27 protein-coding genes are annotated in these 25,421 nt (G+C 71.5%); 19 read left to right on the plus strand and 8 right to left on the minus strand.

The genetic code is table 11. From position 1 onward, the window contains the following. Window positions 1–11 precede the first annotated feature (11 nt). Window positions 12–647: a LysE family translocator gene (locus tag Q9G87_RS10230; protein ID WP_305916011.1), complete on the plus strand. Its 636-nt coding sequence runs from the start codon at window positions 12–14 to the stop codon at window positions 645–647. 7 nt (window positions 648–654) lie between these two features. Here the strand turns inward: Q9G87_RS10230 and Q9G87_RS10235 are convergent, their stop codons facing one another. After that, complete coding sequence (locus Q9G87_RS10235) at window positions 655–1,281, minus strand: class I SAM-dependent methyltransferase (protein ID WP_305916012.1); 627 nt, start codon at window positions 1,279–1,281, stop codon at window positions 655–657. Between the two features lie 165 nt (window positions 1,282–1,446). Here Q9G87_RS10235 and Q9G87_RS10240 point away from each other — a divergent pair, with 165 nt between their 5' ends. The 3 genes from Q9G87_RS10240 (at window position 1,447) to Q9G87_RS10250 (ending at window position 5,102) form a co-directional block, all read left to right on the plus strand. Beyond that, on the plus strand, window positions 1,447–2,847 hold the full coding sequence (locus tag Q9G87_RS10240) for a PhoX family protein (RefSeq protein WP_305916013.1): 1,401 nt from the start codon (window positions 1,447–1,449) through the stop codon (window positions 2,845–2,847). A gap of 158 nt (window positions 2,848–3,005) precedes the next feature. Continuing rightward, window positions 3,006–4,133 (plus strand): globin domain-containing protein, encoded by a 1,128-nt coding sequence (locus tag Q9G87_RS10245; protein ID WP_305916014.1) that lies wholly within the window; start codon window positions 3,006–3,008, stop codon window positions 4,131–4,133. Between the two features lie 3 nt (window positions 4,134–4,136). Then, a complete protein-coding gene (locus tag Q9G87_RS10250; protein WP_305916015.1) occupies window positions 4,137–5,102 on the plus strand; it encodes a DivIVA domain-containing protein in 966 nt (321 codons plus the stop codon). A 1-nt stretch (window position 5,103) separates the two neighbouring features. Here Q9G87_RS10250 and Q9G87_RS10255 read toward each other — a convergent pair whose 3' ends face one another. The 7 genes from Q9G87_RS10255 to Q9G87_RS10285 are packed head-to-tail and all read right to left on the minus strand — an operon-like array spanning window position 5,104 to window position 11,655. Next, on the minus strand, window positions 5,104–6,297 hold the full coding sequence (locus Q9G87_RS10255) for an ABC transporter permease (protein WP_305916016.1): 1,194 nt from the start codon (window positions 6,295–6,297) through the stop codon (window positions 5,104–5,106). Continuing rightward, a complete protein-coding gene (locus Q9G87_RS10260) occupies window positions 6,294–6,953 on the minus strand; it encodes an ABC transporter ATP-binding protein (protein ID WP_305916017.1) in 660 nt (219 codons plus the stop codon). The genes Q9G87_RS10255 and Q9G87_RS10260 overlap by 4 nt, the downstream gene beginning before the upstream one ends. Continuing rightward, window positions 6,950–8,080, minus strand: coding sequence for an efflux RND transporter periplasmic adaptor subunit (locus Q9G87_RS10265; RefSeq protein ID WP_305916018.1), 1,131 nt, complete (start codon window positions 8,078–8,080; stop codon window positions 6,950–6,952). Before Q9G87_RS10265 ends, Q9G87_RS10260 begins: the two co-directional genes overlap by 4 nt. Further along, window positions 8,041–8,565, minus strand: coding sequence for a hypothetical protein (locus Q9G87_RS10270; protein WP_305916019.1), 525 nt, complete (start codon window positions 8,563–8,565; stop codon window positions 8,041–8,043). Before Q9G87_RS10270 ends, Q9G87_RS10265 begins: the two co-directional genes overlap by 40 nt. A gap of 20 nt (window positions 8,566–8,585) precedes the next feature. Further along, window positions 8,586–9,374 carry an ABC transporter permease gene (locus Q9G87_RS10275; RefSeq protein ID WP_305916020.1) on the minus strand — a complete coding sequence of 263 codons (789 nt, stop codon included), beginning with the start codon at window positions 9,372–9,374 and terminating at the stop codon, window positions 8,586–8,588. Beyond that, window positions 9,371–10,279 carry an ATP-binding cassette domain-containing protein gene (locus Q9G87_RS10280; RefSeq protein ID WP_305916021.1) on the minus strand — a complete coding sequence of 303 codons (909 nt, stop codon included), beginning with the start codon at window positions 10,277–10,279 and terminating at the stop codon, window positions 9,371–9,373. Before Q9G87_RS10280 ends, Q9G87_RS10275 begins: the two co-directional genes overlap by 4 nt. Next, the gene (locus tag Q9G87_RS10285) at window positions 10,276–11,655 is read right to left on the minus strand and encodes a MinD/ParA family ATP-binding protein (RefSeq protein ID WP_305916022.1); all 1,380 of its coding nucleotides are present in this window, start codon (window positions 11,653–11,655) and stop codon (window positions 10,276–10,278) included. The genes Q9G87_RS10280 and Q9G87_RS10285 overlap by 4 nt, the downstream gene beginning before the upstream one ends. 587 nt (window positions 11,656–12,242) lie before the next feature. On the opposite strand from Q9G87_RS10285, the gene Q9G87_RS10290 reads away from it, so the two are divergent. From Q9G87_RS10290 to Q9G87_RS10360, 15 genes are all read left to right on the plus strand, one after another. Continuing rightward, window positions 12,243–13,148 (plus strand): ABC transporter ATP-binding protein, encoded by a 906-nt coding sequence (locus Q9G87_RS10290; protein WP_305916023.1) that lies wholly within the window; start codon window positions 12,243–12,245, stop codon window positions 13,146–13,148. A gap of 3 nt (window positions 13,149–13,151) precedes the next feature. After that, a complete protein-coding gene (locus Q9G87_RS10295; RefSeq protein ID WP_305916024.1) occupies window positions 13,152–13,913 on the plus strand; it encodes a hypothetical protein in 762 nt (253 codons plus the stop codon). A 171-nt stretch (window positions 13,914–14,084) separates the two neighbouring features. After that, the gene (locus Q9G87_RS10300) at window positions 14,085–15,416 is read left to right on the plus strand and encodes a YcaO-like family protein (protein ID WP_305916025.1); all 1,332 of its coding nucleotides are present in this window, start codon (window positions 14,085–14,087) and stop codon (window positions 15,414–15,416) included. A 7-nt stretch (window positions 15,417–15,423) separates the two neighbouring features. Beyond that, window positions 15,424–16,029, plus strand: coding sequence for a hypothetical protein (locus tag Q9G87_RS10305; protein WP_305916026.1), 606 nt, complete (start codon window positions 15,424–15,426; stop codon window positions 16,027–16,029). Next, window positions 16,026–17,678 carry a nitroreductase family protein gene (locus tag Q9G87_RS10310; protein WP_305916027.1) on the plus strand — a complete coding sequence of 551 codons (1,653 nt, stop codon included), beginning with the start codon at window positions 16,026–16,028 and terminating at the stop codon, window positions 17,676–17,678. The genes Q9G87_RS10305 and Q9G87_RS10310 overlap by 4 nt, the downstream gene beginning before the upstream one ends. Beyond that, on the plus strand, window positions 17,675–18,373 hold the full coding sequence (locus Q9G87_RS10315) for a nitroreductase family protein (protein ID WP_305916028.1): 699 nt from the start codon (window positions 17,675–17,677) through the stop codon (window positions 18,371–18,373). Before Q9G87_RS10310 ends, Q9G87_RS10315 begins: the two co-directional genes overlap by 4 nt. Before the next feature lie 6 nt (window positions 18,374–18,379). After that, window positions 18,380–18,562, plus strand: a complete 183-nt coding sequence (locus Q9G87_RS10320) for a thiocillin family RiPP (RefSeq protein WP_305916029.1) — start codon at window positions 18,380–18,382, stop codon at window positions 18,560–18,562. A 23-nt stretch (window positions 18,563–18,585) separates the two neighbouring features. Beyond that, window positions 18,586–18,753: a thiocillin family RiPP gene (locus Q9G87_RS10325; RefSeq protein WP_305916030.1), complete on the plus strand. Its 168-nt coding sequence runs from the start codon at window positions 18,586–18,588 to the stop codon at window positions 18,751–18,753. A gap of 14 nt (window positions 18,754–18,767) precedes the next feature. Further along, window positions 18,768–18,938: a thiocillin family RiPP gene (locus tag Q9G87_RS10330; RefSeq protein WP_305916031.1), complete on the plus strand. Its 171-nt coding sequence runs from the start codon at window positions 18,768–18,770 to the stop codon at window positions 18,936–18,938. Between the two features lie 13 nt (window positions 18,939–18,951). After that, complete coding sequence (locus Q9G87_RS10335; RefSeq protein ID WP_305916032.1) at window positions 18,952–19,131, plus strand: thiocillin family RiPP; 180 nt, start codon at window positions 18,952–18,954, stop codon at window positions 19,129–19,131. A gap of 77 nt (window positions 19,132–19,208) precedes the next feature. After that, entirely contained in the window at window positions 19,209–20,291 is a 1,083-nt protein-coding gene (locus Q9G87_RS10340) for a hypothetical protein (RefSeq protein WP_305916033.1), read from the plus strand. Continuing rightward, on the plus strand, window positions 20,288–22,780 hold the full coding sequence (locus tag Q9G87_RS10345; RefSeq protein ID WP_305916034.1) for a hypothetical protein: 2,493 nt from the start codon (window positions 20,288–20,290) through the stop codon (window positions 22,778–22,780). The genes Q9G87_RS10340 and Q9G87_RS10345 overlap by 4 nt, the downstream gene beginning before the upstream one ends. Window positions 22,781–22,785: 5 nt before the next feature. After that, complete coding sequence (locus Q9G87_RS10350; RefSeq protein ID WP_305916035.1) at window positions 22,786–23,640, plus strand: lantibiotic dehydratase C-terminal domain-containing protein; 855 nt, start codon at window positions 22,786–22,788, stop codon at window positions 23,638–23,640. An 80-nt stretch (window positions 23,641–23,720) separates the two neighbouring features. Beyond that, window positions 23,721–24,659, plus strand: a complete 939-nt coding sequence (locus Q9G87_RS10355) for an ABC transporter ATP-binding protein (RefSeq protein WP_305916036.1) — start codon at window positions 23,721–23,723, stop codon at window positions 24,657–24,659. Window positions 24,660–24,663: 4 nt separating this feature from the next. Then, the gene (locus Q9G87_RS10360) at window positions 24,664–25,419 is read left to right on the plus strand and encodes an ABC transporter permease (protein ID WP_305916037.1); all 756 of its coding nucleotides are present in this window, start codon (window positions 24,664–24,666) and stop codon (window positions 25,417–25,419) included. Window positions 25,420–25,421 lie beyond the last annotated feature (2 nt).

The following is a 25,421-nucleotide window of genomic DNA, read 5'->3' on the forward strand; positions in this document are numbered from 1 at the left end:
ACGATGCCCTCATGCCTATCGACGCGCACCTTCTTGTGCTGTTCACCATGACCACCATCGTCGCCATGATCACTCCGGGGCCGGACATGCTGTTCGTGCTGGGCTGCGGGATGCGCGGTGGCGCGCGGGCCGGCCTGCTCGCCACCGCCGGGGTGGCCACGAGCGAGGCGGTTCACGTCGCCGTGGCGGCGGTCGGGCTCGCGGCGCTCTTCGAGGCGGTCCCGGTGGCCTTCACCGTGGTACGCATTGTCGGAGCCGCGTACTTGATCTACCTCGGCGTGCAGATGTTGCGGAACCGCAAGGGGGTCGACAGCGAAATCACCGTGGAGGGCAAGGGGGCTCTGTCGGGCCGCCGGGCGTTCACCAGCGGCGTGCTGACGAACCTGCTCAACCCGAAGATGGTCACCTTCACGATCGCCTTCCTCCCGCAGTTCATCAACCCGGAGCTGGGCCAGGTCTGGCTGCAGTTCGCGATCCTCGGCGCCATCCTCATCGCGCTGGAGTTCGTGGTCGACGGCACGGTGGGCGTGCTGGCGGGGCGGATCGGCGGCTGGCTCCGCCGCCGGCAGGCCGCCCGCCGCAAGGTCGACATCGCCACCGGAGGCATCTTCATCGGCCTCGGCGTACGCCTGGCCGTCGAGCGCTGAATCGGGTTCAAGCGGGCTTGCGGGCGGCCAGGCGTTCGACGATGCCCAGCTTGAAACGGTCGTGACGCTCGATGGTGAGTCCGTGGCCGGGAAGCAGGTCGATGGGGCGGCGCAGGAAGTGTTCGCCGCCCATGGGGACGGTCACCACTTCGAGCAGGCGTTGCACCAGTCGGACGGGCCAGGGTGACGCGGCGACGTGATCGGCGAGCAGGAGCAGCCCGCCGGGCCGGAGCACACGTGCCATCTCACTGATCGCCTGCCGGTCGTCGGGGATCCCGCAGAGGGAGAACGTGCACACCACGGTGTCGAAGGTGTCATCAGGGAAGTCGAGCGCTTGGGCGTCCCCTTCGTGCAGGTCGGGGTGCAGGCCGAGGCCGGCCGCTCGGCGCCGGGCGATGTCCAGCATGGCCGGGCTCCACTCGATGGCGGTCAGCCGGACGCCTTCGGGATAGAACGGGAGGTTCAGGCCCGTGCCGATGGCGACCTCGAGCGTGTCACCCCTGGCCTGCCCGCAGATCCACGAGCGGGTGTCGCCGAAGAACCTGCGGTCGAAGAACGCCATCTGCCGGTCGTAGGAGGGGGCATGTTTGTCCCAGTATCGGCGCAGGCGCTCCTCGCGAGCCTTGGACGTCATCGTCGACTCCTCCCCATGCGTTCCTACCACGCGCCGGGTCCATCTTCCCAGGTCGCGTTAAGGCGCGGGACATTCCCGTTTCGCCGTACCGACATCGGGAGGCAGGAGGGTGGCTCGCGGAGTGTCCACACCAGCGGCACCTCGTGATGAGCAAGGAGTACGACGATGACCGACTTCGACCGGCGGGGATTCCTGCGGACCGGACTGCTCGGTGTGATGGCGGGCGGGCCGCTGGCGGCGCTGTCCGCGCGCACCGCGGACGCCTCCACCATGGTGAAGCGGGCCTTCAGCCCCGACTACGGCCCGCTGTACCCGGTGAAGGACCACACCACCGGCCTGGAGCTGCTCAAGCTGCCCCGCGGGTTCGAGTACCTGACCCACGGCTGGACCGGCGACAAGATGAGCGACGGTCGTCCCACGCCCGGCGCGCACGACGGCATGGCCGCGTTCAAGCCCAGCGACGCGCTGAAGGACCGGACGTCCGCGGGCGACGCCGGCGGTGAGGGCAAGGGCCACTGGACGGTTCTGGTACGCAACCACGAGGTGGGCGGCTTCAACGGCGCCTTCGTCGAGCCCGCGTACAACCCGACCGCCGGCGGTGGGACCACGTCGCTGATCTTCGACACGCGCAAGGGAGAGTTCGTCCAGAGCTGGGCCAGCCTGGGCGGCACCATCCGCAACTGCGCCGGCGGGCCCACCCCGTGGGGCAGCTGGTTGTCGTGCGAGGAGACCACCCTGATCAACGGCGACCACCGGCACGGCTACGTCTTCGAGGTGCCGCATGACAAGGTCAGCGACGCCAAGCCGCTGAAGGAGATGGGCCGCTTCTCGCACGAGGCCGTGGCCGTGGACCCGGAGACCGGCTGGGTGTACGAGACCGAGGACGCCACCCCCAGCGGCTTCTACCGCTTCCGCCCGAAGGTCAAGGGCGACCTGGCGCAGGGCGGCGTGCTGGAGATGATGACGATCGGCGCCTCGCCGTACGTTAGCTACAAGGACGGCACCGGCGTCTCCTACCCCGAGATCGGCTGGGTCGTCATCGACAACCCCGACCCCGGCGCGAACGAGACCAGCGTCGTGCAGCAGGGCATCGCCAAGGGCGGCGCCTCGTTCGCCCGGCTCGAGGGCGCCTGGTACCACGACGGCAAGGTCTACATCGTCAGCACCAGTGGCGGTCCCATCGGGCAGGGCCAGGTGTTCGAGTACGACCTCGCCGGCAACACCATGCGGGTGCTGTTCGCCTCGCCGAACGCGGCCGTGCTGAACAACCCGGACAACATCTGCGTCAGCCCGCGCGGCGGCATCGTGTTGTGCGAGGACGGGTCCGGCGTGGAGTACCTGCACGGGCTCACCACCGAGGGGGAGATCTTCCCCTTCGCGGAGAACGCGGTCGTCATCCCGGCCGGTGGCGTGCCCGGCAAGTCCGTGGCGCCTGGCACCTACACCGGTTCGGAGTGGTGCGGGTCGGTGTTCGACAGCAGGGACGGCGGGTGGTTGTTCGCCAACATCCAGTCGCCCGGCATCACCTTCGCCATCACCGGCCCGTGGGAGAACGGCTCCCTGTAGGACCCCTGTGCCGGTCGTGTCCGCGGCGAGCCCCGCTCGCCGGGCACGGCCGGCATCGCTATTTCTGCGCGACCTGGAGCCCTGACTGTGGACATTTCAGACGGACCTGGTTAGGGTAATCCAATAGCGCTGTTGTTCGCTCGACCGGGGGGCTCGTTTTGGGCTTTCGGCGAATCAAAGACAACTTCGAGCTGGTGGCGAAATACGGGGACGCAGTACCGCTGTATTTATTCTCCGATCTGTTTCTTCGTGCTCCCGAGCTTCGGCAGCTGTTCCCGCTCACGATGTCGAACCAGCGGGCGAGGCTCATGACGGCGCTCGGTCATGCGGTGGAGCACGCCGGAGACCTCCCCGAGATCACCCCCTATTTGCACCGGCTCGGCCGCAGCCACCGGAAGTACGGCGCCGAGCCCGAGCACTACGCGCACTGGAGCGTCAGCTTCGTGGCCGCCATGCGGCGCTTCTCGGGACCCATGTGGGACGCGGAGCTGGAAAGGGAATGGCAGGCGTTCCTCGGCGAGATCACCCAGGGCATGATCGAGGGCGCCGGGCAGGACGCGGCGACCCGCCCGCCCTTCTGGACCGCGGAAGTCGTCAGCCACGAACGGCGCGCCGTCGACATCGCGGTGCTGCGTCTCATGCTCGACCGGCCCTATCCCTACGTTCCCGGTCAGTCCGCGCCGGTCGAAATGGCCCGCTGGCCGAATACCTGGCGCTATTACTCGATGGCTAATCTGCCGCGCCAGGACAACACCATCGATCTCCATGTGAAAGCCGGCGGCGCGGTCAGCCGGGCGCTCGTCACCGAGATTCAGGAAGGCGACACGATAAAAGTCGGCGCACCCGTCGGCACGCTCACCCTGAATCCGGTCACCGGCCGCAATCTGCTGCTCATCGCGGGCGGCACCGGCCTCGCGCCGATAAAAGCCATTCTGGAGCACGTGACGCGACTGCCCGTGCCGCCGTGGGTGAGCCTCTTCTGCGGCGCGCGCGAGCCGGAGGGACTCTACGACCTGGCCGTGCTGCGGTCCTGGGCGGCCAGGCACTCCTGGCTCACCGTCACCCCCGCGCTGTCCGACGTGTGCGACGCCGACATGGCGCCGTCGGGCACGGTCGGCGAGGTCGTCGGCCGCTACGGGCGGTGGGAAGGGTACGAGGCGTACGTGTGCGGACCGCCCGCCATGGTCGACGACGTGGTGGGCATCCTGCGCGGGAACGGCTTCACCGATAACCGAATCCATCTCGAGCACTTCGCGAGCGCGGTGGACCCGCTACAGAGGTTTTAGATCATGACGAATCAGCCCTCAGTGGAGCAGTTTCATGCCCAGTTCTCCGGCCAGGGCGGGGATGACGACGACCTCCTGCCGTGGCAGGACCCCGGCGAGGCAGGAGAGCCCAACGGCGAGCCGCGGGAGACACCGGGCAGGCAACCCGGCGGCTGGTGGCAGGAGCCGGGCGGACCTCCCGAGACCGGCGGGTCGTGGGAAGAGCCGCAGTGGGACGAGCCCCGCCCGGCCGGCCCGGCGGCGGAGGACACGCGCTCGGCCGATTGGCTCACTCCCGCCCGGCTGCGGTCGGTCACCTTCCGCAGGGCGCCGTTCGGCAAGCGCGGGCTGGACGAACAGCAGGTCAACGGCTTCCTCGACCGGATCGAGGAGGAGCTGACGCTGCTGCTGCAGGAGAAGAACGCGCTGGCCGCCGAGGTCGGGCGGCTGCGCGAGTACATCGCGGGCACCCAGGCTCCTACGCCGACGGGCACCCAGGCTCCTACGCAGATCAGCGGCACCGGGTCCGCTCCCGAGCCGATCCGCGGCAGGAAGCCCACTCCCGAACTGGTCAGGAGCGACAACGGTCATGCGCCCGCGCAGGCCGAGCCGGCCGGGGTCTCCGACGCGCCCGCGCAGGCCGTGGTGAGCCGGGTGCACGAGGCGCACGTCTACGCCGCGAGCATCCTGTCCCAGGCCCAGCAGGCGGCCGACCAGTACATGCAGGAAGCGCGACAGTACAGCCGCGAGCTGATCGAGGACGCGCGCAGGCGCAGAACGGAGCTGCTGGCCAAGGCGGTCGCGAGCGGCGCGGGAGGCGAGGCGTGGGAGCAGGAGGCGACCCAGCTGCGCGCTGCCGCCCGGCACTACCGCGGCGCCCTGCGCGACCATTTCCAGCAACTCCTGGCCAACCTCGACGAGTGGGAGCAGTCCGACGACGCCGACCCACGGGAGACTCCGCTGAACGAGGCCCCCGGCCGGCCGGACTGAGTCATTGGGTCGAGAGCGCGACCGTAGGGGGTACGCGGGAGGCTCTGATCGCCGGATAGAGCCCTGCCAGCGCGCCGGTCGCCACCGTCGTCCCCGCCGCCCCGCCCAGCGCCCACATCGGCACCACCGCGGGCAGCGCGTTGGCCGCGGCGTAGACCAGCGTGGCCAGTGTCCCGGCGAGCACTCCGGCAGCCCCGCCCAACACCGCCAGGATCAGCGCCTCGACCAGGAACTGCGCCCGCACTTGACCCCTGGTCGCGCCGAGCGACCTGCGCAGGCCGATCTCCTTGCGCCGCTCCAGCACCGCCACCACCATGGTGTTGGCCACCCCGACCGCGCCCACGAACAGCGCCACCGCGCCCAGCCCGAGCATGAGACCGGTGAACGCCCCGGCCGCCGCCGCCTTCGCCTTGAGCGCGTCCGACGGCCTGCTCACCTTGACCGCGTCCGGCCGCTCCGGGTTGACCGTGCGGGCCAGCGCCTCCCGCACGCTTTCCACCGACTCGTCGGCCGAGCGCTCGTAGACGGTGGTGGGATGGCCGTCGAAGTCCAGATACTCCTTCGCCGCCGGGAAGCCCACCAGCGCCGAGCGTTCGATCTCCTCGGCCAGCGGCATCCTGTCCAGGATCCCGGCGACGCTGAACCACCGGTTGCCGATCCAGACCCGCGCGTCGGGAGCGGTGAGGCCGAGCCGCTCCGCCGCGACCGCGCCCAGCACCACGACCGGGTGCCGTTCGGTGGCCGGATTGAGCCAGGCTCCCGCGCGTACCCGGCCGTCCAGCGTGTCGAGCAGATCGAGGCTGGTGGCACGCACGGTGATGCCGAGCGAGACCGACGTGGGAATGAGGTCGTTGCGGCGAACGGTCGCCTCGGTCTCGCCGGTCTGGCTCGACTTCTGCACCCCGTCGATCCTGCGTACGGCGGAGGCGGCCGTCGTCGGCAGATCGACCGGCTCGTCGTCGAAGAGGTTGTCCCCGCGCTCGACCCGCAGCAGGTTCGTGCCGAGCGCGTCGAGCTGGCGCAGCAGCCGCTCCTGGCTGGAGGCCGAGATCCCGACGACCGTCACCATGGTGGCGATGCCTACCGCGATGCCCAGCGCCGCGAGCAGGGCGCGCAACGGCCTGGCGCGCAGCCCGGACACCCCCAGCCTGGCCATGTCGGCGGGGCGCAGCCGGACCGGCCGGAGCCTGGTCATGACGAGGTGACCCGGCCGTCGCGGACCCAGACCCGGCGCGGGCAGGCCGCCGCCACGTCCACGTCGTGCGTGATCAGCACGATGGTGACGCCGGCCGCGTTCAGCGCGCGGAAGACCGACAGCACCTCGGCGCTCGCCTCGGTGTCCAGGTTGCCGGTCGGCTCGTCGGCCAGCAGCAGCGGTGGCTGACCCGCGACGGCCCTGGCCACGGCCACCCGCTGCATCTGCCCGCCGGACAACTGGTGCGGCCGGTGCTCCAGCCGGTCGGCCAGCCTCACCCGCTGCAGCGCGGTTCTCGCCCGCTCACGTCTGCGCCGCCGCGGCAGGCCGGAGTAGAGCAGCCCGTCGGCGACGTTGTCCAGCGCCGAGAGTTCCGGGGCCAGATGGAACTGCTGGAAGACGAAACCGATGTAGCGGGCGCGCAGCGCCGACAGCTCGTTGTCCGACAGCGCGTTGACGTCGTGCCCGGCCACCCGCACCGTGCCCGAGGTGGGCCGGTCCAGCGTGCCCGCGATCTGCAGCAGCGTCGACTTGCCCGACCCCGACGGGCCGACGATGGCCACCATCTCGCCCGCGTGGACGGTCAGGTCCACCTCGCGCAGCGCGCGCACGTTGCCGTAACTCTTGCTCACCCGGCGGATCTCCAGGACCCTCATCGGCCCGACACCGCGACCTTCATACCCGCGGCGAGCCCGGCGCCGCGTACCTCCACGCGGCCGTCGCCGAACACCCCGGTCGTCACTGGCACCCGCGTGACGCTCCCGCCCTGGCCCACCACCTCCACGCCGTAGCCGCTGGGCAGCGCGAGCAGCGCCTCGACCGGCACGCTCAGGACGTTCTCCGCGCGCAGCCGCCGGAGCTCGACCGTCACGGGGGCCTCGTCCAGCACGCCCGCGTTCTTGGCCGGGACCTCGATCTCCACCTCGATCACGGCCCGGCCCTCGTCGTTCCCCGATTGTTTGACGAGCTTGGCCACTTTGGCCACCTTCGAGACCGACCCCTTGACGCTCTTGCCCTCGGCCAGCTTGACCGCGACCTTCTCACCGACCCTGGCCAGATCCTGGTCGTCGGCGTCGAGCTCGACGCGGACAAGCCGGTCCGTCGAGGTCACGCGCAGGACCGGCCGCTGCGGTGCCACCCGGTCGCCGACCTCCACATCCGTCTCACCGATCCGGGCGGGTCCCCGCAGGAAGACGATCTCCTGCGCGCCTGTTCTGCCGGTGCGCTCCAGCCCATTGTGCTTCTGCCATCTCCGTACGGCGCGCGCCGTCGCCTCGGTGAAGCGGGTGTCCACCGTGACGCCTTTGGCGAAGCCGAGCTCCTTCAGGTTCCGCTCGAGCTGCCTGACGTCAGGGCCCTTCTTGACCCCTTCGGCCAGTGTCCGGTACGCGGGCAGGTCGCCGTACAGGAGAATCAGCGGCTTGCGGTCGACGCGGTAGAGCGGCTCGCCGCGCTCGACCACCTTGCCCTCCGCGGGGAGGCTCGTCACCGTGCCCGCCGTGCCCGCCTTGATGGTCCGGCCCGTGCCGTAGGTGAGCTTGCCGTCCACGGTCTCCTTGTCCACGAGGTCGCCCTTGACGATCTCCCCTGTGGCGGTGACGGGTGGCCGGCTGGGCGGGGCGGCCGCCGTGGCGCGCGGGCCGTCGTCGAAGAGCGCCGCCGCGGCGAACACCCCGCCCGCCGTCACCGCCGTGCCGGCGGCGACCGTCGCCACGGCCACGAGCACGCCCTTGACCGGCCCGTTCACTGGGAGCCGCCGAAGCTCGGCATGTGCTGCCGGCACGCGGCCATGGCCTTCTGGAAAGCCGGAGCGTTGGGGTCGAGGCTCCAGTTCTGCTGCGGCGGGTCCGGCATGTCGATGCCCTGGTCGCGCATGCACCGGGCGAACTTGACGAGCTGGTCGCGTACCTTCGGGTCGTCGTAGGGGTTGGGGATCTGCTTTGCGTACTCCTCGCACGCCTTGATCGCCTTCTGCAGGGTGGCCTGGTCACCGGTGTACCGCCAGGTCCGCGCCTCAGCGGAGTCGAAGTCCGGCATGTCGATCCCGTTCTTCCGCACGCACTGGGTGAACTGGGCCTGCGCGTCGGCCGGGCTGAGCGTGGCACCCTGCTTCGGCTTGGCCACCGCGCTGGACGCCGCCGCCGGTGTGGCCGCGGCCCCCGGCGACTTGCCCGCGATCGCGATCGCGATCGGATGCCTGGCGTCGCGCTCGGCACAGCCGAGTGTCAGCGTCGCGGCCCCCGCCACGACGCACAGCAGCTTGCGCATGTCCCCCGTACCCCCAGTCGTCACGTACTCGGTTCCAGCCGCCCGCTCCAGTCGAAGGCCCGCCGGGTGCCCGCGTTCACCACCAGCGCCGCGACGGTCAGCGCCACGACCGCCGGCCACGTGGCCGACGGTTTCCCCAGGTAGGCGGCGTCGAAGACGAAGTCGGCCAGTTGCGCCAGCGGGTTCACCGTGGTGATCTCGTACAGCCACGGCGCGACCTGCCGCCACCCCTCACGTGGCACCCCCATGCCGCTGGTGACGAACAGCACCACGAAGATCATCGGTGCCGCTACCCTGGCGGCCGACTGCGGCATCCGCAGCCCGCCCAGCAGCAGCCCGACGCTGAAGGCGCAGTAGCACACCACGACCAGCGTCCCCGCGAACGACAGCGGGCGCCATCCCGCCGGAGCCCCGTAGATCGCCGACATCACCGCCGCGAACACCGCGACCGACACCACCACCAGGCCGCCCGCCACGATCACCTGCGCCGCGAAGTACGAGCCGTCGCGCATCGGCGTACGGCGCAGCCACCGCGCCATCCCACAGGCCCGCGCCCGCGCCACGTGCAGCGTGACCACCACGATCCCCGCGAAGACCGCCACGGTCACCGCCAGCTCGGCCACCATGCGGTCCACCACCCGCACCCCCGGCATGGCGCCGAACTCCATCCCGGGAAACGACGAGCCGATGAACAGCATCACCAGCAGCCATACGGCGAACGGCAAGGCCACCGCCGTGAGCAACGCCCACGGCGTCCTGGCCAGCACCGCCGCCTCGCCGCGCACCAGCGCCCACAACGACCGCCTCATGAGCTCACCCCCAGCTCGCGCGGACCCACCAGGCGGCCGGTGAGCGCAGGCGGGCCCGCGGACACCGGCTCGGCGGACAGCACGAGGTAGGCGTCGCGCAGGGAGGTCCGCCTGATCGGCCCCGACGCGCCAGGGAGGTCCCTGCCCGCCCGCTCCAGCGCCTCGCGCCCGCCGTACAGGTAGGTCGAGGCGGCGCAGCGGAGCACGCGCACGTCGGGCGGCTCGCCCACCGGCACGTGCGGCGGCACGCGCAGCGCCCAGTCGGCGCCGAGCAGCCGCACCAGCCGCTGAGGCTCCGCCTGCGCCAGCACGGTGCCGCGGCGCAGCAGCACCACCCGGTCGGCCAGCCGTTCGGCCTGGGCCAGGTCGTCCATGGTGAGGCAGGCCGCGCCGTACCCGGTCCGCAGCTCGTCGATCACTCGCTCCACCCGCCGGCCGCCGCCGTCGCGCAGGCCGGCGGTCGGCTCGTCCAGCACCACCAGCTCGGGGTTGCCTGCCAGTGCCAGTGCGAGCTGGGCGCGCCGCCGCTCGCTGTCGGTAAGCGAGGCGAACCGCCTGGTCAGCAGCGGGCCCAAGGCGAGCAGCTCGATCAGGTGGGAAGACAGCCCGCGCGTGCCGTACAGGCCGGCGAACAGCGCGATCACTTCGCCTACCTTCGCCCTGCCCGGCGGGCAGTCGTCCTGCAGGACCGCGGCCAGGCCGTCACGGCGGCCGGTGTACTCGATCTGGCCGGCATCCGGCTCACGCTCGCCTGCCAGGCATTCCACGAGCGTCGTCTTCCCGCTGCCCGCGGGGCCGACCACGCAGATCACCTCTCCGGGCCGTACCGTGAACGACACCCCGTCCAGCGCCTTGACGCCGGCGCGCGTCGCCTCCAGCCCTTCGACCCGCAGCAGAGCGCTCATGTCCGATCCCGCTTGGAGAACCCGTCCGCGATGACGGAGGCCAGCTCCAAGTAGGTGTCCCTGGTGGCCGGCCGCAGCAGATCCAGGTCCACCTCGTAGCCCTCCTCCAGGTGCGGGTCGAACGGCACGCCGACCACCGCCCGGCAGCGCTTGGCGAAGTGCTGCTTCAGCTCCTCGACGTCCACCGAGCTCTTGCGCGTCTTCTTGACCGCCGACAGCACCACCACGGCCTCGGCGGCCAGCGGCCGGTGACCGTGGGCCTGCAGCCAGTCGAGCGTCGCGGAGGCCGACCGCGCGCCGTCCACCGTGACCGGGCTGACCAGCACGATCTGGTCGGCCATGGTGAGGATCGCGCTCATCGCCGAATGCAGCATGCCGGTGCCGCAGTCGGTGATCGCTATGGAGTAGAACTGGTCGAGCAGCTCGGCGACGGCCGCGTAGTCCTCCGCGTCGAACGCCTCCGAGATCGCCGGGTCCCGGTCGGAGGCCAGCACCTCCAGGCGCGATGGCGCCTGGGACGTGTACGAGCGGACGTCGGCGTAGCGCTTGATGCCCGCCCGGTCGTTGAGCAGGTGCCTGACCGTCGAAGGGGACTCCAGCCTGAGCTTGTCCGACAGCGTGCCCCTGTCGGGGTTGGCGTCCACGGCGATGACCCGGTCGCCGCGCTGGGCGGCCAGCGTGGAGCCGAGCGCGATGGTCGTGGTCGTCTTGCCGACTCCGCCCTTCAGGCTCATCACCGCCACCCTGTAGTGGCCCTTGGCCACCGGCCGCCTGATGCGCTCGATCAGCTCCTGGCGATGGCGTTCCTGCTTGGAGGGCCGTGGGTGGATGAGGCCGCCGCTGATCGTGTACACCAGCCGCCGCCAGCCGCCGGTCGGCGGGCGCCTGCGGTTGCGCAGCAGCCGGTCGGGCCGCAGGCTCTCTGAGGTGGTCTCGTCGGGCTCCGGCGGGCCGCCCCAGACGGGCGCGTCCTGGGCCGGGCCGGCCGGTGTCCGCAGGCTCGGCTCCGCGGGTGTCCAGGCGTGCGGCTCTGGGTCCGATGGGGCGGGTGCCCAGGCGTGCGGCTCCGGGTCCGGTGGGGTGGGTGTCCAGGCGTGCGCCTCCGGGGCCGATGCGGCGGGTGTCCAGGCGACCGGCTCCGGGTCCGATGCGGATGGTGGCCAGGCGGGCGCCTCCGGGTCCGATGCGGCAGGCGTAAAGGCGTGTGGCTGGGGCGGGAAGGGTGTGCCGTTTCCCGACGGCGGGCGGGGCCGCTGGTCGGACTGCGGGGAGGTGGGAGCGGCCGAGAGGTCGTCGGGCAGGCGGTTGGGCGGAGGGAAGCGGAGTGCCCGTTCACGGTCGGGATCGAGCGCCCCAGACGACGCTTTGCGCTTCACCCACTGCGTCGTCGCGCTGGGATCGAAGCCATTTTCATGGGCAGCGGATTCACGCATCACGTCATCAGGTTCGCCGTGCATGCTTCCCCGTTCGCGCTCTCAGTCGTGCAGCGGCTGGCGGCCTGAGTTCCCCCCAGAATGCTTATCAGCGTAGCAAGCCACAATGGCGAACTAAAGACCAATATTTCGCCGAATATGTAGACAGACTAGTGCCGGAGTAAGCCCATAAGGGTGACATAAAGGACTCGGGCCACGACCGCATCATAGGTCGCCTCCCCTACCAGATGGAACCCCCCAGCTTGCAGGGTTGCCCGCAACCGGCCCGATCGATCGGTGTTCATGCAGCTCAAGCCCCCTGCAAGAGGATCTTTGCGGCCGAGCTGGAGCCCCAATGGCCGTCGGATCGGTGATTGACAGGCGAATTCACCGGTGTTTGCATGTTTTCTCAAGCGAGAGATCGGGGGAAAGTTCTCTCTTGGGCCGCCAACTTCACATGTCCTCACAAATCACTATCTACGACACAAAACGGACATATCTCTCACGGGGTGTGCGACTCGGAAGTGGTGGTTGCGCTGAGCATGAAGCCGATGCTGCAGGCAAAGAACTTAACGAAGCGATATGGCCCTGTCCTCGCGGTAAGCAACGCGAGCTTCGCCATTAGATCGGGGGCGATAACCGGATTCCTCGGGCCGAACGGCGCGGGTAAATCCACCACCATGCGGCTGTTTCTGGGGCTTGATCACCCCACTTCCGGAGCCGCGCTCATCGACGGCAAGCCGATCGGCGAATGGCCGGTCCCTGCCCGCAAGATCGGTGCCGCGCTGGACACCGAGTGCGCGCACCCGGCGCGTCGCGCCATCGACAGCGTCAGGTGGGCGGCCAAACTGGCCGGGGTTCCCGCCGGCCAGGCCGAGGCGCTCCTGGACCGCGTCGGCCTGACGAAGGTGGCGGGCCAGCGTGCCGGGCGGTTCTCCCTCGGCATGCGGCAGCGCTTGGCGCTGGCCATAGCCCTCATCGGCAACCCCGAGATCGTCATGCTCGACGAGCCCATGAACGGCCTCGACCCCGAGGGCATCACCTGGATGAAGGAGCTGCTGCGTACGTTCAGAGACCAGGGCAGGACGGTCTTCGTCTCCAGCCACCTGCTGGCCGAGCTGGAAGACCTGGTCGACGACCTCGTCGTGATCGCGCAGAGCAAGATCATCGGTAGTGGCTCGGCCGCCGCGTTCATCGAGCGCTTCCAGGCCCAGACGATCCGGGTGATGACCGACAAGCCGCAGGCACTCGGCGCGGCCGTGATACAGGCGGGCGGTCAGGTGCTCGACACCGACGGCCAGCGGCTGCAGGTCACCGGCCTGGCCGCGGAGCAGCTCGGCGAGCTGGCGAGGGACGCGGGCGTCGCGGTCTTCGGCCTCGCCGAGGAGCGCAGCCTGCAGACCGCGTTCGCCAAGGCCACGGTCGAACGGAGCGAGATCCAAGGGGAGGTGGGATAGCTCATGAGCTTCGCCGACATCGTGTCCGCAGAAGTGATCAAGATTCGTACCATTCCCGCCTACCTCGTCGCGGCGGTAGTGGCCATGCTGCTCACCGGCGCGGGCGCGCTGGTCATCGCCGGCTCCATCGACGCCCAGGGGAACATCCCGCTGATCGCGCGCGGCGACATGGGCTCCACTGCGGGCGGTTCGGTCAACGCCATCGCGATCCCGTCGGACGTGCTGCTGTACGTGACGATGGTCATCGGCGTCCTGATCGCCACCGCCGATCTGCGCAACGGGACCCTGCGCGTGGCCTCCGTGATGGTGCCGTGGCGCGGGCGGCTGCTCGCGGCCAAGTTCACCGCCGCCGCGGCGGCCGGTCTGGTCGTGGCACTGGCCGGGCTGGTCGTGGGCTACCTCGGCGGTCTCATCGGCGCCGCGGGGCCTTTCTCGCCGGTGTCCGGCGGCGGCTTCGTGGTCCTGCTCGCGATTCTGCTCGCGATCCCGCTGGCCACCGTGCTCGGTGTGGCGGTGGGGCTGCTGTTCAAGAGCACGGCCGCGGCGGTGGCAACCCTCCTGATCTGGGCGCTCGGCTTCGAGCAGGTCCTGCTGTTCGTGCTGCCCAGCTCGGTGTCGGCGTACCTGCCGTTCAAGACCGTGGGCGCCAACGCCTCCATCATCGGCGTGCTCGGGCCGCTCCCGGGGCTCGCCGTCTTCGCGGCGATGGTGGCGGTCGTGGTGGCCGCCGCCTGTGTGGTGCACTCCCGCAGAGACCTGGCCTGACATCCGCGTACGAGCCGCTCTGGTCCGCCGGACCGGGGCGGCTCTTCACGTCCCGGCTTCACCTGCGGAAACACGAGGAAGCGAGGAGGAAGTGCACAAAGGTGAGACTTGGGACAAGCGCGGGCGCCCCTCGGGGGAACGGCCCCTCGCACACTACGGGGAGGTTCAATCATGAAGGCCGACGTCGTCCCGGCGTCGCTACGCGAGATGAGCAAGCTCGTCTCGCCGTACGGCCTGGTGTCGCGGTTGACCTGGTTACCCGGCGCTGAAGGCGAGCCCGATTTCCCGATCTACACAGGCGCGCTCGGCAACCCGGGCGCCGCGCTCAGCGTGCAGGCCGGGTGGGAGCACGACCCATCGTCGGGCAATTTCGACGGGGCGGGGGGAGCCCTCGACCGGGAGACCGCCGCCCACCTGGCGATCGCGGAGTCCCTGGAGCGGTATTCCTCCTGCGCGTGGAACCCCGACAGGCTCGTCTGGGCGACGGCGGACGAGCTGGGTGAGGACGCCATCCCGCCGGCGCGGTGGCCGGCCTGCTCGGCGGCCGAACTCGCCGACCCGCGCTGCGGCCTGGTGCCCAGCGACCCCCGCGTCCCACTCCGGTGGGTCCTCGGGTGGTCCTTCACCCGCGGCCGCCCGGTCTACGTGCCCGCCGTCCAGGTTTACCTGAAGTTCCCGCCGGAGTCCGCGGCCGAGCGGTACACGCACAACGTCTCGACCGGCTGCGCCGCGCACGCCGACCCGCTGTCGGCCGTCACCAACGGCCTGCTGGAGGTCGTCGAGCGCGACTCCATCAGCCTGACCTGGCTGCAGCGGCTGCGGCTGCCCCGGCTGGAGCTCGACCTTGACGAGCTCGCGCCCGAGCACCGGGCCTACGTCGACCGCGGCGCTTCGGAGAACATCCGCACGCTGCTGTTCGACGCCACCACCGACCTCGGCGTGCCGGTCGTCTACGGGGTGCAACTCGCCGACCACGACCGGGACCTCGCCCAGGTCGTGATCGCCACCTGCGACGTGGACCCGGGCCGGGCCGTCGCCAAGCTGTTCCGCGAGGCCGCGTCGCTGCGTATCGCGCTGCGGGCGATGAGCCCGAGAAGGCGCGCGACCCAGCCGGGCGAGGTCCTCGGTGTGGTCGCCGGCGCGCTGGAGTCCGGCCCCCTCGATCGGCGGCACCGTTTCGACTTCCTGCTGGAGGGCCCGCGGCCGGTGCGGACGCCATCCGACCTGCCCCGCCCCGGCCCGGGGGAGCAGCCGCTGGCGTGGCTGCTCGACCGCTTGCACCGGGCCGGATGCGAGGTCGTCGCCGTGGACCTCACCACGGACGAGGCCAGGCAGGTCGGCGCGAGCGTCGTACGCGTCCTGGTGCCCGAGCTGATGCCGCTGTCCTTCGCCCATCGGGCACGCTACCTCGCCCATCCCCGGCTCTACGCCGCCCCGGCGGCGATGGGACATCCGGTGCTCGACGAGGCCGACGTCAACCCGCTGCCCCAGCCGTTCGCGTGAGGTGCCTGTGAGCTACTCCCTGCTGATCCTCGCCGCGGGATCGTTCGGCCACGCCGTGGCCGGGCGGCTCCGCCGTACCTGCCCCGCCGACGTCCGGACAGCCGTGCAAGCCGCCGACGAAGGCACGCATCCCAGCCTGTGGCCGTACGCCGATCTCATCGTGCTGGCCACCGCGCACGAACGGCCGCGCCTGGCCGAGGCGGTGGACCGGGCGGCCCACGCCTGGCGGGTGCCCTGGTTCCCGGTCACGATGACCGCGACGGAGGTGCGCTGCGGGCCGGTCGTCGTGCCGGGCCGCACCGCCTGCCACTCCTGCTACGTCAAGCGCCGCGCCCAGCACGGGCGGCCGCCGGGTCCCGGGGAGGGCCCCGTCACCGGCTACCCGGAGCACCACGTAGGCATCGCCGCCGGGTTCGCCCGCCAGGCGATCGACGAGGCGCGCGGCGGCCCCGCGCCCGGCTCGATCGGCGCGACGGTACGCACGTTCGGCCAGGTCGACGGGGTGACCGCGAGCGCCGGCGTCGTCGCGGTGGACCGTTGCCCGCGCTGCCGCAAGGCCGACAGGGACGCGGCGGCGGAGCTGCGCCGCATGTTCGAAGGGGTGCGGGCATGACCGGCGAGTCCATGATCACCGCAGCGGCCATGGGCGCGGCGGCCCGGTTCGACCCGCAGATCCGCGTCCCGCTCAGGCCGAGGATGCGCCGCGGGCTGGCCATCGACTATGAGGCCGATCAGGTGGTGGTGACCGGAGGGCCGAAGCGGCAGCTGCTGCGCGGCAGGTCCGCCACCGAGCTGCTGCCGGGCCTGCTCGCGCTGCTCGACGGCGTCCGCGGCCACGCCGAGCTGGCCGGTGAGCTGGGGATACCGGAGGAATCGGTCTTCCAGGCGCTGTCGCTGCTGTGGACGTGCGGGGTCATCGAGGAAGGGCCGCCCGAGGGGCCGGCGCCGCAGGTCAGCCCCGACCTCGCGGACTTCCTGTCCCGGCTGGGCGATTCCACGGGCGCGAACCCCGCCTGGGAGCAGGCGGCGGCCAGGCTCGCCGCGGCCCGCGTCGAGGTCTTCGGCACCGGACGGGCCGCCGCCGCGCTGGCCGAGGAGCTCACGCCCGCGCTACGCGTCAGCCTGGCCGCGGGTACCGTGCCGGACGCCGCGACCACCCTCGCGGTGTGGGTGGACGACGGCGGCGAAGGGCCCGCGCGGGACTGCTGGGAGCGGGGGCTGCCGTTGCTGCGGCTGCGCGTGCACGGCCGTACGGCGGTGCTCGGCCCGCTGGTCGACCCGCGCGTGACGGCCTGTATGACCTGCCGTGTGGCCGAAGAGGAACCGGACGGCAGGCACGCCGCGAACGGCGACGCCGAGCTGGCGGCCGGCCTGCTGGCCAGGGACCTGTTCGCGTACGTCTCGCGCGCCGTCACCGGGCCGCTGCCGATGCGCTGGCGATCGGTGGATCTGGAGACGCTGGCCCAGCGTGACCTGTCGGCCGCGACCAGGCCAGGATGCCCGGACTGCTCGGCCCAGCCGCGGGAGCACGGCACGCCGCTCGCCCGTGCCCCGCTGGCCGCCCGGTACGAGGCCGCGATCGCGTTCCCGCCGAAGGAGCACGCGGACCTCAAAGCCCACCAGATGCACTACAAGCCCTCCAACATGGCGCTGCAGCGCATCGCGCGCACCTGGCCCTCGGCCCGGCCCGTCGACCTGCCGCCGCCCGACTTCGAGCTGCTGGCCCGTCCCGCGTCGGCCAAGCTGGACGCCGAGCGGCTCTCGCTCCTGCTGGCCGTGACGGCCGGCGTCAAGGCCGACAGCAAGGAGCGGCTGTTCCGGTGGACGGCCAGCGGGGGCAACATCGGATCGGTCGTCGCCTATGTCGCGGTCCGCGACGTCCCGGGAGTCGAGCCCGGCCTGTACGGCTACGTCGCACCCGACCATCGCCTCGCCTGGCTGTCGGCCACAACCCTGCCCGCCGAGAACATGCCCGCCGGCCAGGTGCCGGTCGGCCAGGTTCCGGCCGGTGACAGCCCCGCGAGCCTGGTGCTGACCGGTGACTTCAGCAAGGTCGCGCGCAAGTACGCGGCCTTCGCGCTCCGCATCGTGCTGCTGGACAGCGGCTGCGCGCAGGCCGCCGGCCGGCTCACCGCGCGGGCCCTGGGCGTCGGCTTCCGCCTGCGCGGGCGGTGGGACGACACCGCCGTCGCGGCGCTGCTCGGGATCGACCCGGACGTGCAGCCGATCACCGCCGTGGCGGATCTGGGGGAGAGCCGATGACCAACGCGCACGCGCTCGCCACCGAGCTCATCCAGGCATTCCGCGTCCCGCCGGACGGCATGGGGGCCGCCGCCCCGGCTCCGGTGGGACCGGCGACGATCGGGCCGGGCGTACGGGCCGGGGGACACGCGGGCAGCCGCGCCGACCTGCTCGACACCCTGGTACGGCGGCGCTCCCAGCGCTTCTTCGCTCCGGAACCGATCCCCGCCGAGCTGCTTGCGGACGTGATCGTCAGCGGGATCAGGGACGACGCCGGCGCCTGGCCCGGCGAGCAACCGCTGCAGACCGACGTGGTCGCCTTCGACGTAGCGGGTGTCGAACCGGCCATGTTCCGCTTCGACGCCGGGCCGCGTGTCTTCTCACCGGTCGCGCCGCTGCCGCCGCCGGACGAGCTGGAGAACCTGACACTGCAGACGGAGTTCTGCCACGCCCCGGCCATCGTCTCGATCGCCGTGGACCTGACCGAGGCCGACCGGGCGCACGGCGCCCACGGCTACCGTCTCGTGCTCGGGCGCGCCGGCGCCGCCGCCTACACGATGTGGCTCGAGGCGATCGCCCTCGGCCTGGCCGGCACGGTGTTCGCCGGCTTCATCCCCGCCGCGGTCCGGCGGCCGCTGCGCGCCGACGGCACCAGCCGTCACCACGTCTTCGCCCTGGCAGTCGGGCGAGAACTCCGCGACCAGAGAAGGGAGTGAAAGAAGATGGACAACGACCAGCTCGAGCTATACGCGATAACGGAATCGCTGGAACTGGAGTCCCTGACGGACGGCGCCGCCGCCGCGGGCCCCTGCATCAACTCCGCCTCCACCGCTTCGACGGTGTCCAGCGCGTCCTGCCCAGCCTCGTCGGCCTCGTCCTTCGGCTCGTTCTCGAGCTACACATGATCAACAGATTGGAAGTGATCCCCATGAGTTCCGAGCCGATCGAGCTCTACGCGTTCGACGACGGCTTCGCCATCGAGGAGTTGCCCGAGGGCAACGCGCTCGGCAGCTGGTTCTGCGCGTCATCGGCGTCGACCGCTTCCTGCCCGGGAAGCTCGGCCGCGAGCGTCAGCACCGCCTCCACCTTCGGCTGATGAGGAGGATGACCATGAACGAACACCAGGTCGAACTGTATGCGTTCGACGATGCGCTCGCCATCGAGGAGTTGCCCGAGGGCAACGCCCTGGGCTGCTTCGCCTGCGCGGGCACGGCCTCGTCCGCGTCCTGCCCGGCGAGCTCGGCGTCGAGCTTCACCACGGCCTCCACCTACTCATGGTGAGGGGAGGACACCGATGACGTACCACGAGGACCTCGACCTGAGCGCCGTTCAGCTCCCTGACGACGGGCTGGAGCTCGAACAGTTCCGCGAGGGCGTGGCGCTGGCCACCCTGAGCACCACATCCACGCTGGGCACCGCGAGCTGCCCGAGCACCGCGGGATCCGTCATGACCGCGATGTGCTACGGGCCCTGACGCGGTGACAGATCAGGAAACCAGGCTGAGGTCGGCGCCGGCCTCAGCCTCTTGACCGAACGACCCAGGGGCAGGAAATGATCAGCGCACCGAAACTCCGCGAGGACCTCGAGCTCCTTACCGGGATGGACGACCGCCCGCTGGTGTACGACCCCGTCACCGGCGCCTACCACCGCGTCACCCGGGCCGCTCAGCTGGTCCTCACCCAGCTGGACGGCACCAGATCGCGCGAAGAGCTGATCGCCCTGCTGAGCGACGGCGGCGGCCGGCGCGACGAGGTGGAGGACTTCCTGACGAGGCTGGAGGAGAGCGGCCTGCTGGTCGGCGCGGAGCGGCAGGACAAGGACACGAGCGGCAAGCGGATCCGCACGTCCATGTTCATGCCGCGGATCGTCCTCACCCGCTCGCTGCCCGCCCTGCTCGAACCGCTCGCCAGAGTGCTGCGCCGCTGGAACGCCAGGGCGCTGGTGGCGGTGGCGGGGCTCGGCGCGCTCGCGGGCTTCTCGCTCGGCGCCTTCACGGTGTTCACCTCGCCGCCCTCGTTCGAGCGGATCGGCGGCGCCGCGTTCGTCGTGGCCGCGCTGCTGCAGCTCGTCGCGGTCCTCGTGCACGAGAGCGCGCACGCGCTGGTCGCGCAGGTGCTCAAAGTGCCCGTCCGCGGCCTCGGGGTGGCGCTGCTGTTCTACTTCCTGCCGCTCGCCTACGTCGACCGCACCGACGCCTACCGGCTGCGCGGCCGCGGCGGGCGGATCGTGCTCGCGCTGGCCGGGCTGATGAGCGACGGCTGGCTGACCGGCGTGAGCGCGGTCGTCGCCCTCACCGCCGACGGCTTCGTCCAGCACACGGCCGCCTTCCTGCTGGTCTTCCAGCTCATTGGCATGGTGATCAACCTCAACCCGCTGCTCCCCAGCGACGGCTACGCCGCCATCGAGACGGCCACCGGCCTGGTGGACCCGCGGGGCCGCGCCTTCACCCTGCTCGGTGCCCTGATCGTGCCCAAGCCGCTGCCGAACTACCTGGCGAACCTGGCGCTCAAGGCCCGGCTGGCCTACCTGGCCTACGGACTCGTCTGCGCCGCTTACGTCGGGGTGCTCGCGCTGTCCATGATCTCCACGCTGCCCATGCTGGTCCAGGCCGTCATGGCCGCGGCGGGCCGGTGAGCGGCGTGCCTGGCCGGCTGTCGGGTCCTGTGCTCGCCCGGGTCGCGGGGCTGCCCGCGGACGCGCTGGACATCGTCGGTCCGCCGACCCGCGACCTGCTTGACGAACTCGCCCGGATGGGCGATGAGCTGGAACGGCTCGCCCCCCGGCTGATCGACGTCCTGTTCGACCTGGTGCCGCGGCTCGATGACGACGTGCCGCTGCGGCGCAGGGTCCTCGCCGGCAAACGGGCGGTCAACAAGCTCGGGGCGCTGCCGTGGGACGACGGCACCGCCGCCCGCGCGCACGCGCGTCTGGCCCCGGAGGACGGGACGCTGCTCGACGCCTGGATCCGGCTGACCGGCGGCCGCGCGGGCCTACTGGCCAAGCTCGGCAGCCAGCTCGCCGCCGACCGCGCCGCGGCCTTGGAGCGACTGCGCGGCAGCCTGGACGATCCCACTTTTGCCCGCTCCCTGGCCCTCACGGCCCCCGACTGGCTCCGATACGGCCGCCGCGACTCGGCACGCGACAGGCAGACCCTCTACTCCTACGTCTCCCGCGCCGCGGTCAAGACCAGCCCGCTGTCCGGCCTGACCACGGTGGGCCTGGCCGGGACCGCCGGGCTGGGGCGGGCGCGCAGCCGTACGACCGCGACGCTCGCCCACCGGGCGCTGTGGCTGCTCGCACACGACGAGCAGACCGCGGGGCTGCTGCGTTACCGTGCCGCGCCGATCGTGCCGGGTGGACCGGCCGCCCCCGCCGGATTACTCCTGCACAGCGAGGTGTCGACGGCCGAGGGCATCATCTGGCGGCAGGACCGGGTGGTCGAGGCCGATCACGCCCGCCGCTGGCTGGACCCGCTGGGCGCGCAGGACCGCGCCCTCGACGAGATCCTCGCCTCGATCGGCGGGGCTCGGCCCTTCACGAGGTTCGTCCGGCTGCTGGACAGCGGCCTGCTGCATCCCGTGCCACCGTGGCGGCGCGGCGAGGAGCCGTTCGGCGCGCTGGTGGCACTGGCCGCGCGGGCACCCGGCGGGCAGGCGACAGAGGCCCCGGGCGCGCCGGTGGCGGGAGCCCCGGGAGCCGCGGGCGCGCCGGCGGCGGGAGCGCCGGGCGCACGGATAGGCGCGGGCGCGCTGAGCTCCGCCCGCGACCTCGGCGCCAGGGCCTGCCGGGAAGGCGTGAAGGGCAGGCTGAATGCCGCCCAGGCCGTCGGTGAGCTGGCCAGGTCCTGGTCGGAGCGGCCCGGTGGGCTGATCTACGAGGACCGGGAGACCGATGCGGATCTTCCGGATCCCTGCGCTTTCACCCCGGTACGCGAGGACCTGGCGGCGCTCAGCGCCAGGATGCGACCGTGGGTTTTCCGCTCGCACGTCTACGACCTGCTGCTGAATCGGTTCGTGGCCGAGTACGGCCGCGGCGGCCACTGCCGCGACCCGCTGGGGTTTCTCATGCGCCTCGCGACGGACGGCGACTCCAACACACCGCTCGAGCAGGCCGTGGGCATGGACCTGAGGAGCCGGGCCGCGCCGGGGGAGCGGGCCTGGTTGCCGGTCGGGCCCACCAGCGCTCCACCGGGCGCGGCACTGCTGGTCCAGTTCGAGGCCGACGACTGGGCCGACGTGGCCGACGGACGCCATCGCATGGTCGTCAACAACTTCAGCTACGGCAGCGGTGGCCTGTTCACCCGTTTCCGCGAGCTGCTGGGCGAGGACCTGCGTACCCGGCTGGCCGGTCACGTCGCCGCCTGCTGGCCCGGGGCGAGCCACCGTGAGCTGGTCGTGTGGACCGAGTGCAACACCGTCCAGGCCGAGTGCGCGGGCCTGCTGCCGCCGCTGCTCGTGCCCGGCGAGCCGGACGCACCGGGCGGGCTGCGACTGGAAGCGACGGTGCTCGCGCACGACCGGGACACTGACACACTGTCGCTGCTGGAGCCCGGGGGCGCGCCGATCGGCCTGGCCTACCTGGGGCTGATCCCGCAGCACCTGCTCCAGTCCTACGTCCGCCTGCTCGCGGTCCTGGCCGATCCATGGGTCAACGCCGCGCCGCACTCCGACTACACGCTGACCAGGTTCGACCTGCTGTCCCACTGCGGTGAGGACGTGGTGGCGCTGCCCCGCGAGACACACGGCCGGGTCGTCACCCGCCGGGCCTCCTGGATCGCACCCGTGCGGGCGCTCCCGCTGCCGGAGCCGGGGCAGGACGAGGCCGCGCTGGCGTCCCTGGCACACCGGTTCCGCCGGGTCCACGGCATGCCGGAGGAGGTGTTCGTCCACCAGCTCGGCGCCACCACGATGCGGATGGGCGGTGAACGCAAGCCGTTGTGGGTGTCGCTGTCGTCGCCGCTCTCGCTCGACACGCTGGCGCAGTGGCTGCGGCCGGAGACCGGCCACGTACGCATCGTGGAGGCACTGCCCGAGCGCCACCTGCACCCGCAACGCGACACCGCGGGACGGCGCAGGGCGACAGAGCACGCCGTGCTCGTGCACTGGCCGCGACAGGGGAGCTGACCGGCATGGAGCGACTGGGGGAGCTGTCCGGCACTGAGCGACTGGGGGAGTTGTCCGGTATGGACTGGTGGTACGTCCGCGCCTATCCCGGCGGCGCCGAGCTCATGGACCCGGCAGCCCGCCTCCTCGTGCCCTGGCTGCGCGAGCAGGCGGCCCGCGAGGGCGCGGCGCGCTGGTTCTTCGTCCGCTATTGGGACATGACAGGCCACCACCTGCGCCTGCGACTCAGCTGCCCGGCCGACGGCGTGGACCGGATGCACGAACGCCTCCCCGAACTGGAGGACCTCCTCACGGCCCTGCGGCCGGAGCCGGTCGAGCGGCTGGTCCCCGGCGACTTCCCCGGCCCGCTTCCCGCCCGGCGCGCGGCCGCCGCCTGCCTGTACGCACCCGAGCTCGGCAAGTACGGCGGCGCGGCCGGAGTGGCGCTGGCCGAGGAGCTGTTCACCACGTCCTGCGCCTGGTACGCCGACGCGCGGCTGACGGATCTGGATCGCACGGGCGAGCGGGCGGCGCTGGCCGTGGCCTACATGCGCGGGCTGGGGAACACACTGCCGGAGCCGGAGCGCAAGGGCTTCTGGGCCGCGCACCGCGCGCATTGGGGCTGGCAGCTGCGCTTGGCGGTCCCCGGCCAGGACCGGCTCCGCGCCCTGCTCGTCAAGACCGCCTCGGCGCTCCCGGCCTGCCCTTCGGACGTGGCCGCGCAGGTCGAGGCGGTACGCGCGGTGCTCGACGGCGCCGCCGCGGCGAGCGTGCCCGTCCCGCGGGCCGAGCTCCTGCTCCAGTACATGCACATGGACCTCAACCGGCTCGGCTTCGTGCCCGCGGAGGAGTGCCTGCTGGGGCTCATTGCTTGTCAATGAAGGAAAGTACTTGCCAGTTTGGAAAGTAACTTCTATCGTGGAAAGCGATGAGCCAGGCGCCACGAGAGAGGTTCCTCGCCATGCCCATGAATGACCTGGCAGTCGTCTTCGACAACGTGGTGAAGCGCTACGACCGGCTCGCCGCGATGGACGGGATCACGCTGAGCATCGAGAGCGGTGAGATCTTCGGCTTGCTCGGCCCCAACGGCGCGGGCAAGACCACCAGCATCGAAACACTCGTCGGGCTGCGCAGGCCCACCTCGGGCCGGGTCCTGGTCTACGGCTACGACCCGATCGCGCAGCGCGACGAGATCCGCAGGCTCGTCGCGGTCCAGCCGCAGCACGCCGCGCTCTTCGAGCAGCAGACCGTCGCCGAGCTGCTGCGCGTGTGGGCCTCCTTCTACCCCGACCCGGCCGACCCCGACGACGTCATCGGCAGGCTGGGCCTCGGCGACTCGCGTGACGTCAGGGTCTCCAAACTGTCCGGCGGCCAGCAGCAGCGGCTGCTCGTGGGCACGGCGCTGATCTCCCGCCCCCGGCTGCTGGTGCTCGACGAGCCCTCGACCGGCATGGACCCCAACGCGCGCCAGGACCTGTGGGAGGCGGTCCGCGGCCATCGGGACTCCGGCGGCACTGTGCTGCTGTCCACCCACTCCATGGAGGAGGCGGAGACACTCTGCGGCCGGGTCGCCATCCTGCACAGCGGCAAGGTCGTCGCCCTCGGCGCCCCCGACGAGCTGATCCGGCAGCACGCGCCCGATCAGGAGCTGCGGTTCACCGTGGCGTCCGGCACCGCGCTGGGAGAGCTCGAGTCGCGCTCCGACGTCTCGGAGTTGTCCGCGCAGGAGCAGAACGGCCACACCAGGGTCAGTCTGCGCACCTCCGACCCCGACTCGCTGTTCACCGTGCTCACCACGCGGCTGGGCGCGCGGCAGATCCAGACCAGGGACGCCGGGCTGGAGGCGGTCTTCCGCCGCGTCACCGGCGCGAGCTTCGCCGACATCCATGGAGAGGGATGACACCATGGCCTCAGCGACCCGCGAGCTCTTGGGCTTGCACACCCGCGAACTCCTCAGAGACCGCAGATACTTCTATTTCGTCCTGGTCTTCCCCTTCAGCATGGCAGGGATCTTCCTCACCATCGCCAAGCTCATGCCCAGCGGCGAGGGCGCCCCCGACTTCGAGCAGATCGTCGTCCCGATGGCGCTCTACCTCTCCGTCACCGGCGCGGCGCTCACCATGACGGCGGGCCCGCTGGCGGCCATGCGCGCCAAGGGCACGCTGCGGCTGCTCGGCACCACGCCGATAACCCGGGCCAGGCTGGTGCTCACCCACGTGCCCGCCCGCCTGGCGATCGTCGTGGTCCAGACCGTTCTGGTGCTGGCGTTGGCCCTCGCACTCGGACTGCTGGACCTCTCGGCGGTGCCCGCGTTGCTCGGCATCACGCTGCTCGGGCTTGCCATGTTCGGGGGCATCGGCTATCTCATCGGCGGGCGCATGTCCTCGCCCGACGCCGCCACCAACGTAGCCACGCTCGTCCAGCTCGCGGCGCTGTTCATGAGCGGGCTGACACTGCCGCTCTGGCTCTTCCCGAAGGCCGTCGGCACCGCGCTGAGCCTGCTGCCCAGCTCCTTCTACGCCGACCTGATGGCCACCCAGCTGCCGGGCGGCCGGCCATTCCACCCGGTCTGGCTCTCGGTACTGGTCGTGGCCTGCACCACCGGGGTGGTGGCGTGGCTGGCGGTCAAGACGTTCAAATGGGATCAGGGAGAGGAGTAAAG

This window comes from Nonomuraea turcica (genome assembly GCF_030718205.1).
Classification (GTDB): domain Bacteria; phylum Actinomycetota; class Actinomycetes; order Streptosporangiales; family Streptosporangiaceae; genus Nonomuraea.

What these genes read in the sequence shown, in the direction of transcription:
- Q9G87_RS10230 (WP_305916011.1), top strand. Translation starts at nt 12, where the DNA reads ATGCCTATCGACGCGCACCTTCTTGTGCTGTTCACCATGACCACCATC.
- Q9G87_RS10235 (WP_305916012.1), bottom strand. Translation starts at nt 1,281, where the DNA reads ATGACGTCCAAGGCTCGCGAGGAGCGCCTGCGCCGATACTGGGACAAA.
- Q9G87_RS10240 (WP_305916013.1), top strand. Translation starts at nt 1,447, where the DNA reads ATGACCGACTTCGACCGGCGGGGATTCCTGCGGACCGGACTGCTCGGT.
- Q9G87_RS10250 (WP_305916015.1), top strand. Translation starts at nt 4,137, where the DNA reads ATGACGAATCAGCCCTCAGTGGAGCAGTTTCATGCCCAGTTCTCCGGC.
- Q9G87_RS10255 (WP_305916016.1), bottom strand. Translation starts at nt 6,297, where the DNA reads ATGACCAGGCTCCGGCCGGTCCGGCTGCGCCCCGCCGACATGGCCAGG.
- Q9G87_RS10260 (WP_305916017.1), bottom strand. Translation starts at nt 6,953, where the DNA reads ATGAGGGTCCTGGAGATCCGCCGGGTGAGCAAGAGTTACGGCAACGTG.
- Q9G87_RS10270 (WP_305916019.1), bottom strand. Translation starts at nt 8,565, where the DNA reads ATGCGCAAGCTGCTGTGCGTCGTGGCGGGGGCCGCGACGCTGACACTC.
- Q9G87_RS10275 (WP_305916020.1), bottom strand. Translation starts at nt 9,374, where the DNA reads ATGAGGCGGTCGTTGTGGGCGCTGGTGCGCGGCGAGGCGGCGGTGCTG.
- Q9G87_RS10280 (WP_305916021.1), bottom strand. Translation starts at nt 10,279, where the DNA reads ATGAGCGCTCTGCTGCGGGTCGAAGGGCTGGAGGCGACGCGCGCCGGC.
- Q9G87_RS10290 (WP_305916023.1), top strand. Translation starts at nt 12,243, where the DNA reads ATGCTGCAGGCAAAGAACTTAACGAAGCGATATGGCCCTGTCCTCGCG.
- Q9G87_RS10295 (WP_305916024.1), top strand. Translation starts at nt 13,152, where the DNA reads ATGAGCTTCGCCGACATCGTGTCCGCAGAAGTGATCAAGATTCGTACC.
- Q9G87_RS10300 (WP_305916025.1), top strand. Translation starts at nt 14,085, where the DNA reads ATGAAGGCCGACGTCGTCCCGGCGTCGCTACGCGAGATGAGCAAGCTC.
- Q9G87_RS10310 (WP_305916027.1), top strand. Translation starts at nt 16,026, where the DNA reads ATGACCGGCGAGTCCATGATCACCGCAGCGGCCATGGGCGCGGCGGCC.
- Q9G87_RS10315 (WP_305916028.1), top strand. Translation starts at nt 17,675, where the DNA reads ATGACCAACGCGCACGCGCTCGCCACCGAGCTCATCCAGGCATTCCGC.
- Q9G87_RS10320 (WP_305916029.1), top strand. Translation starts at nt 18,380, where the DNA reads ATGGACAACGACCAGCTCGAGCTATACGCGATAACGGAATCGCTGGAA.
- Q9G87_RS10325 (WP_305916030.1), top strand. Translation starts at nt 18,586, where the DNA reads ATGAGTTCCGAGCCGATCGAGCTCTACGCGTTCGACGACGGCTTCGCC.
- Q9G87_RS10330 (WP_305916031.1), top strand. Translation starts at nt 18,768, where the DNA reads ATGAACGAACACCAGGTCGAACTGTATGCGTTCGACGATGCGCTCGCC.
- Q9G87_RS10335 (WP_305916032.1), top strand. Translation starts at nt 18,952, where the DNA reads ATGACGTACCACGAGGACCTCGACCTGAGCGCCGTTCAGCTCCCTGAC.
- Q9G87_RS10340 (WP_305916033.1), top strand. Translation starts at nt 19,209, where the DNA reads ATGATCAGCGCACCGAAACTCCGCGAGGACCTCGAGCTCCTTACCGGG.
- Q9G87_RS10350 (WP_305916035.1), top strand. Translation starts at nt 22,786, where the DNA reads ATGGAGCGACTGGGGGAGCTGTCCGGCACTGAGCGACTGGGGGAGTTG.
- Q9G87_RS10355 (WP_305916036.1), top strand. Translation starts at nt 23,721, where the DNA reads ATGCCCATGAATGACCTGGCAGTCGTCTTCGACAACGTGGTGAAGCGC.
- Q9G87_RS10360 (WP_305916037.1), top strand. Translation starts at nt 24,664, where the DNA reads ATGGCCTCAGCGACCCGCGAGCTCTTGGGCTTGCACACCCGCGAACTC.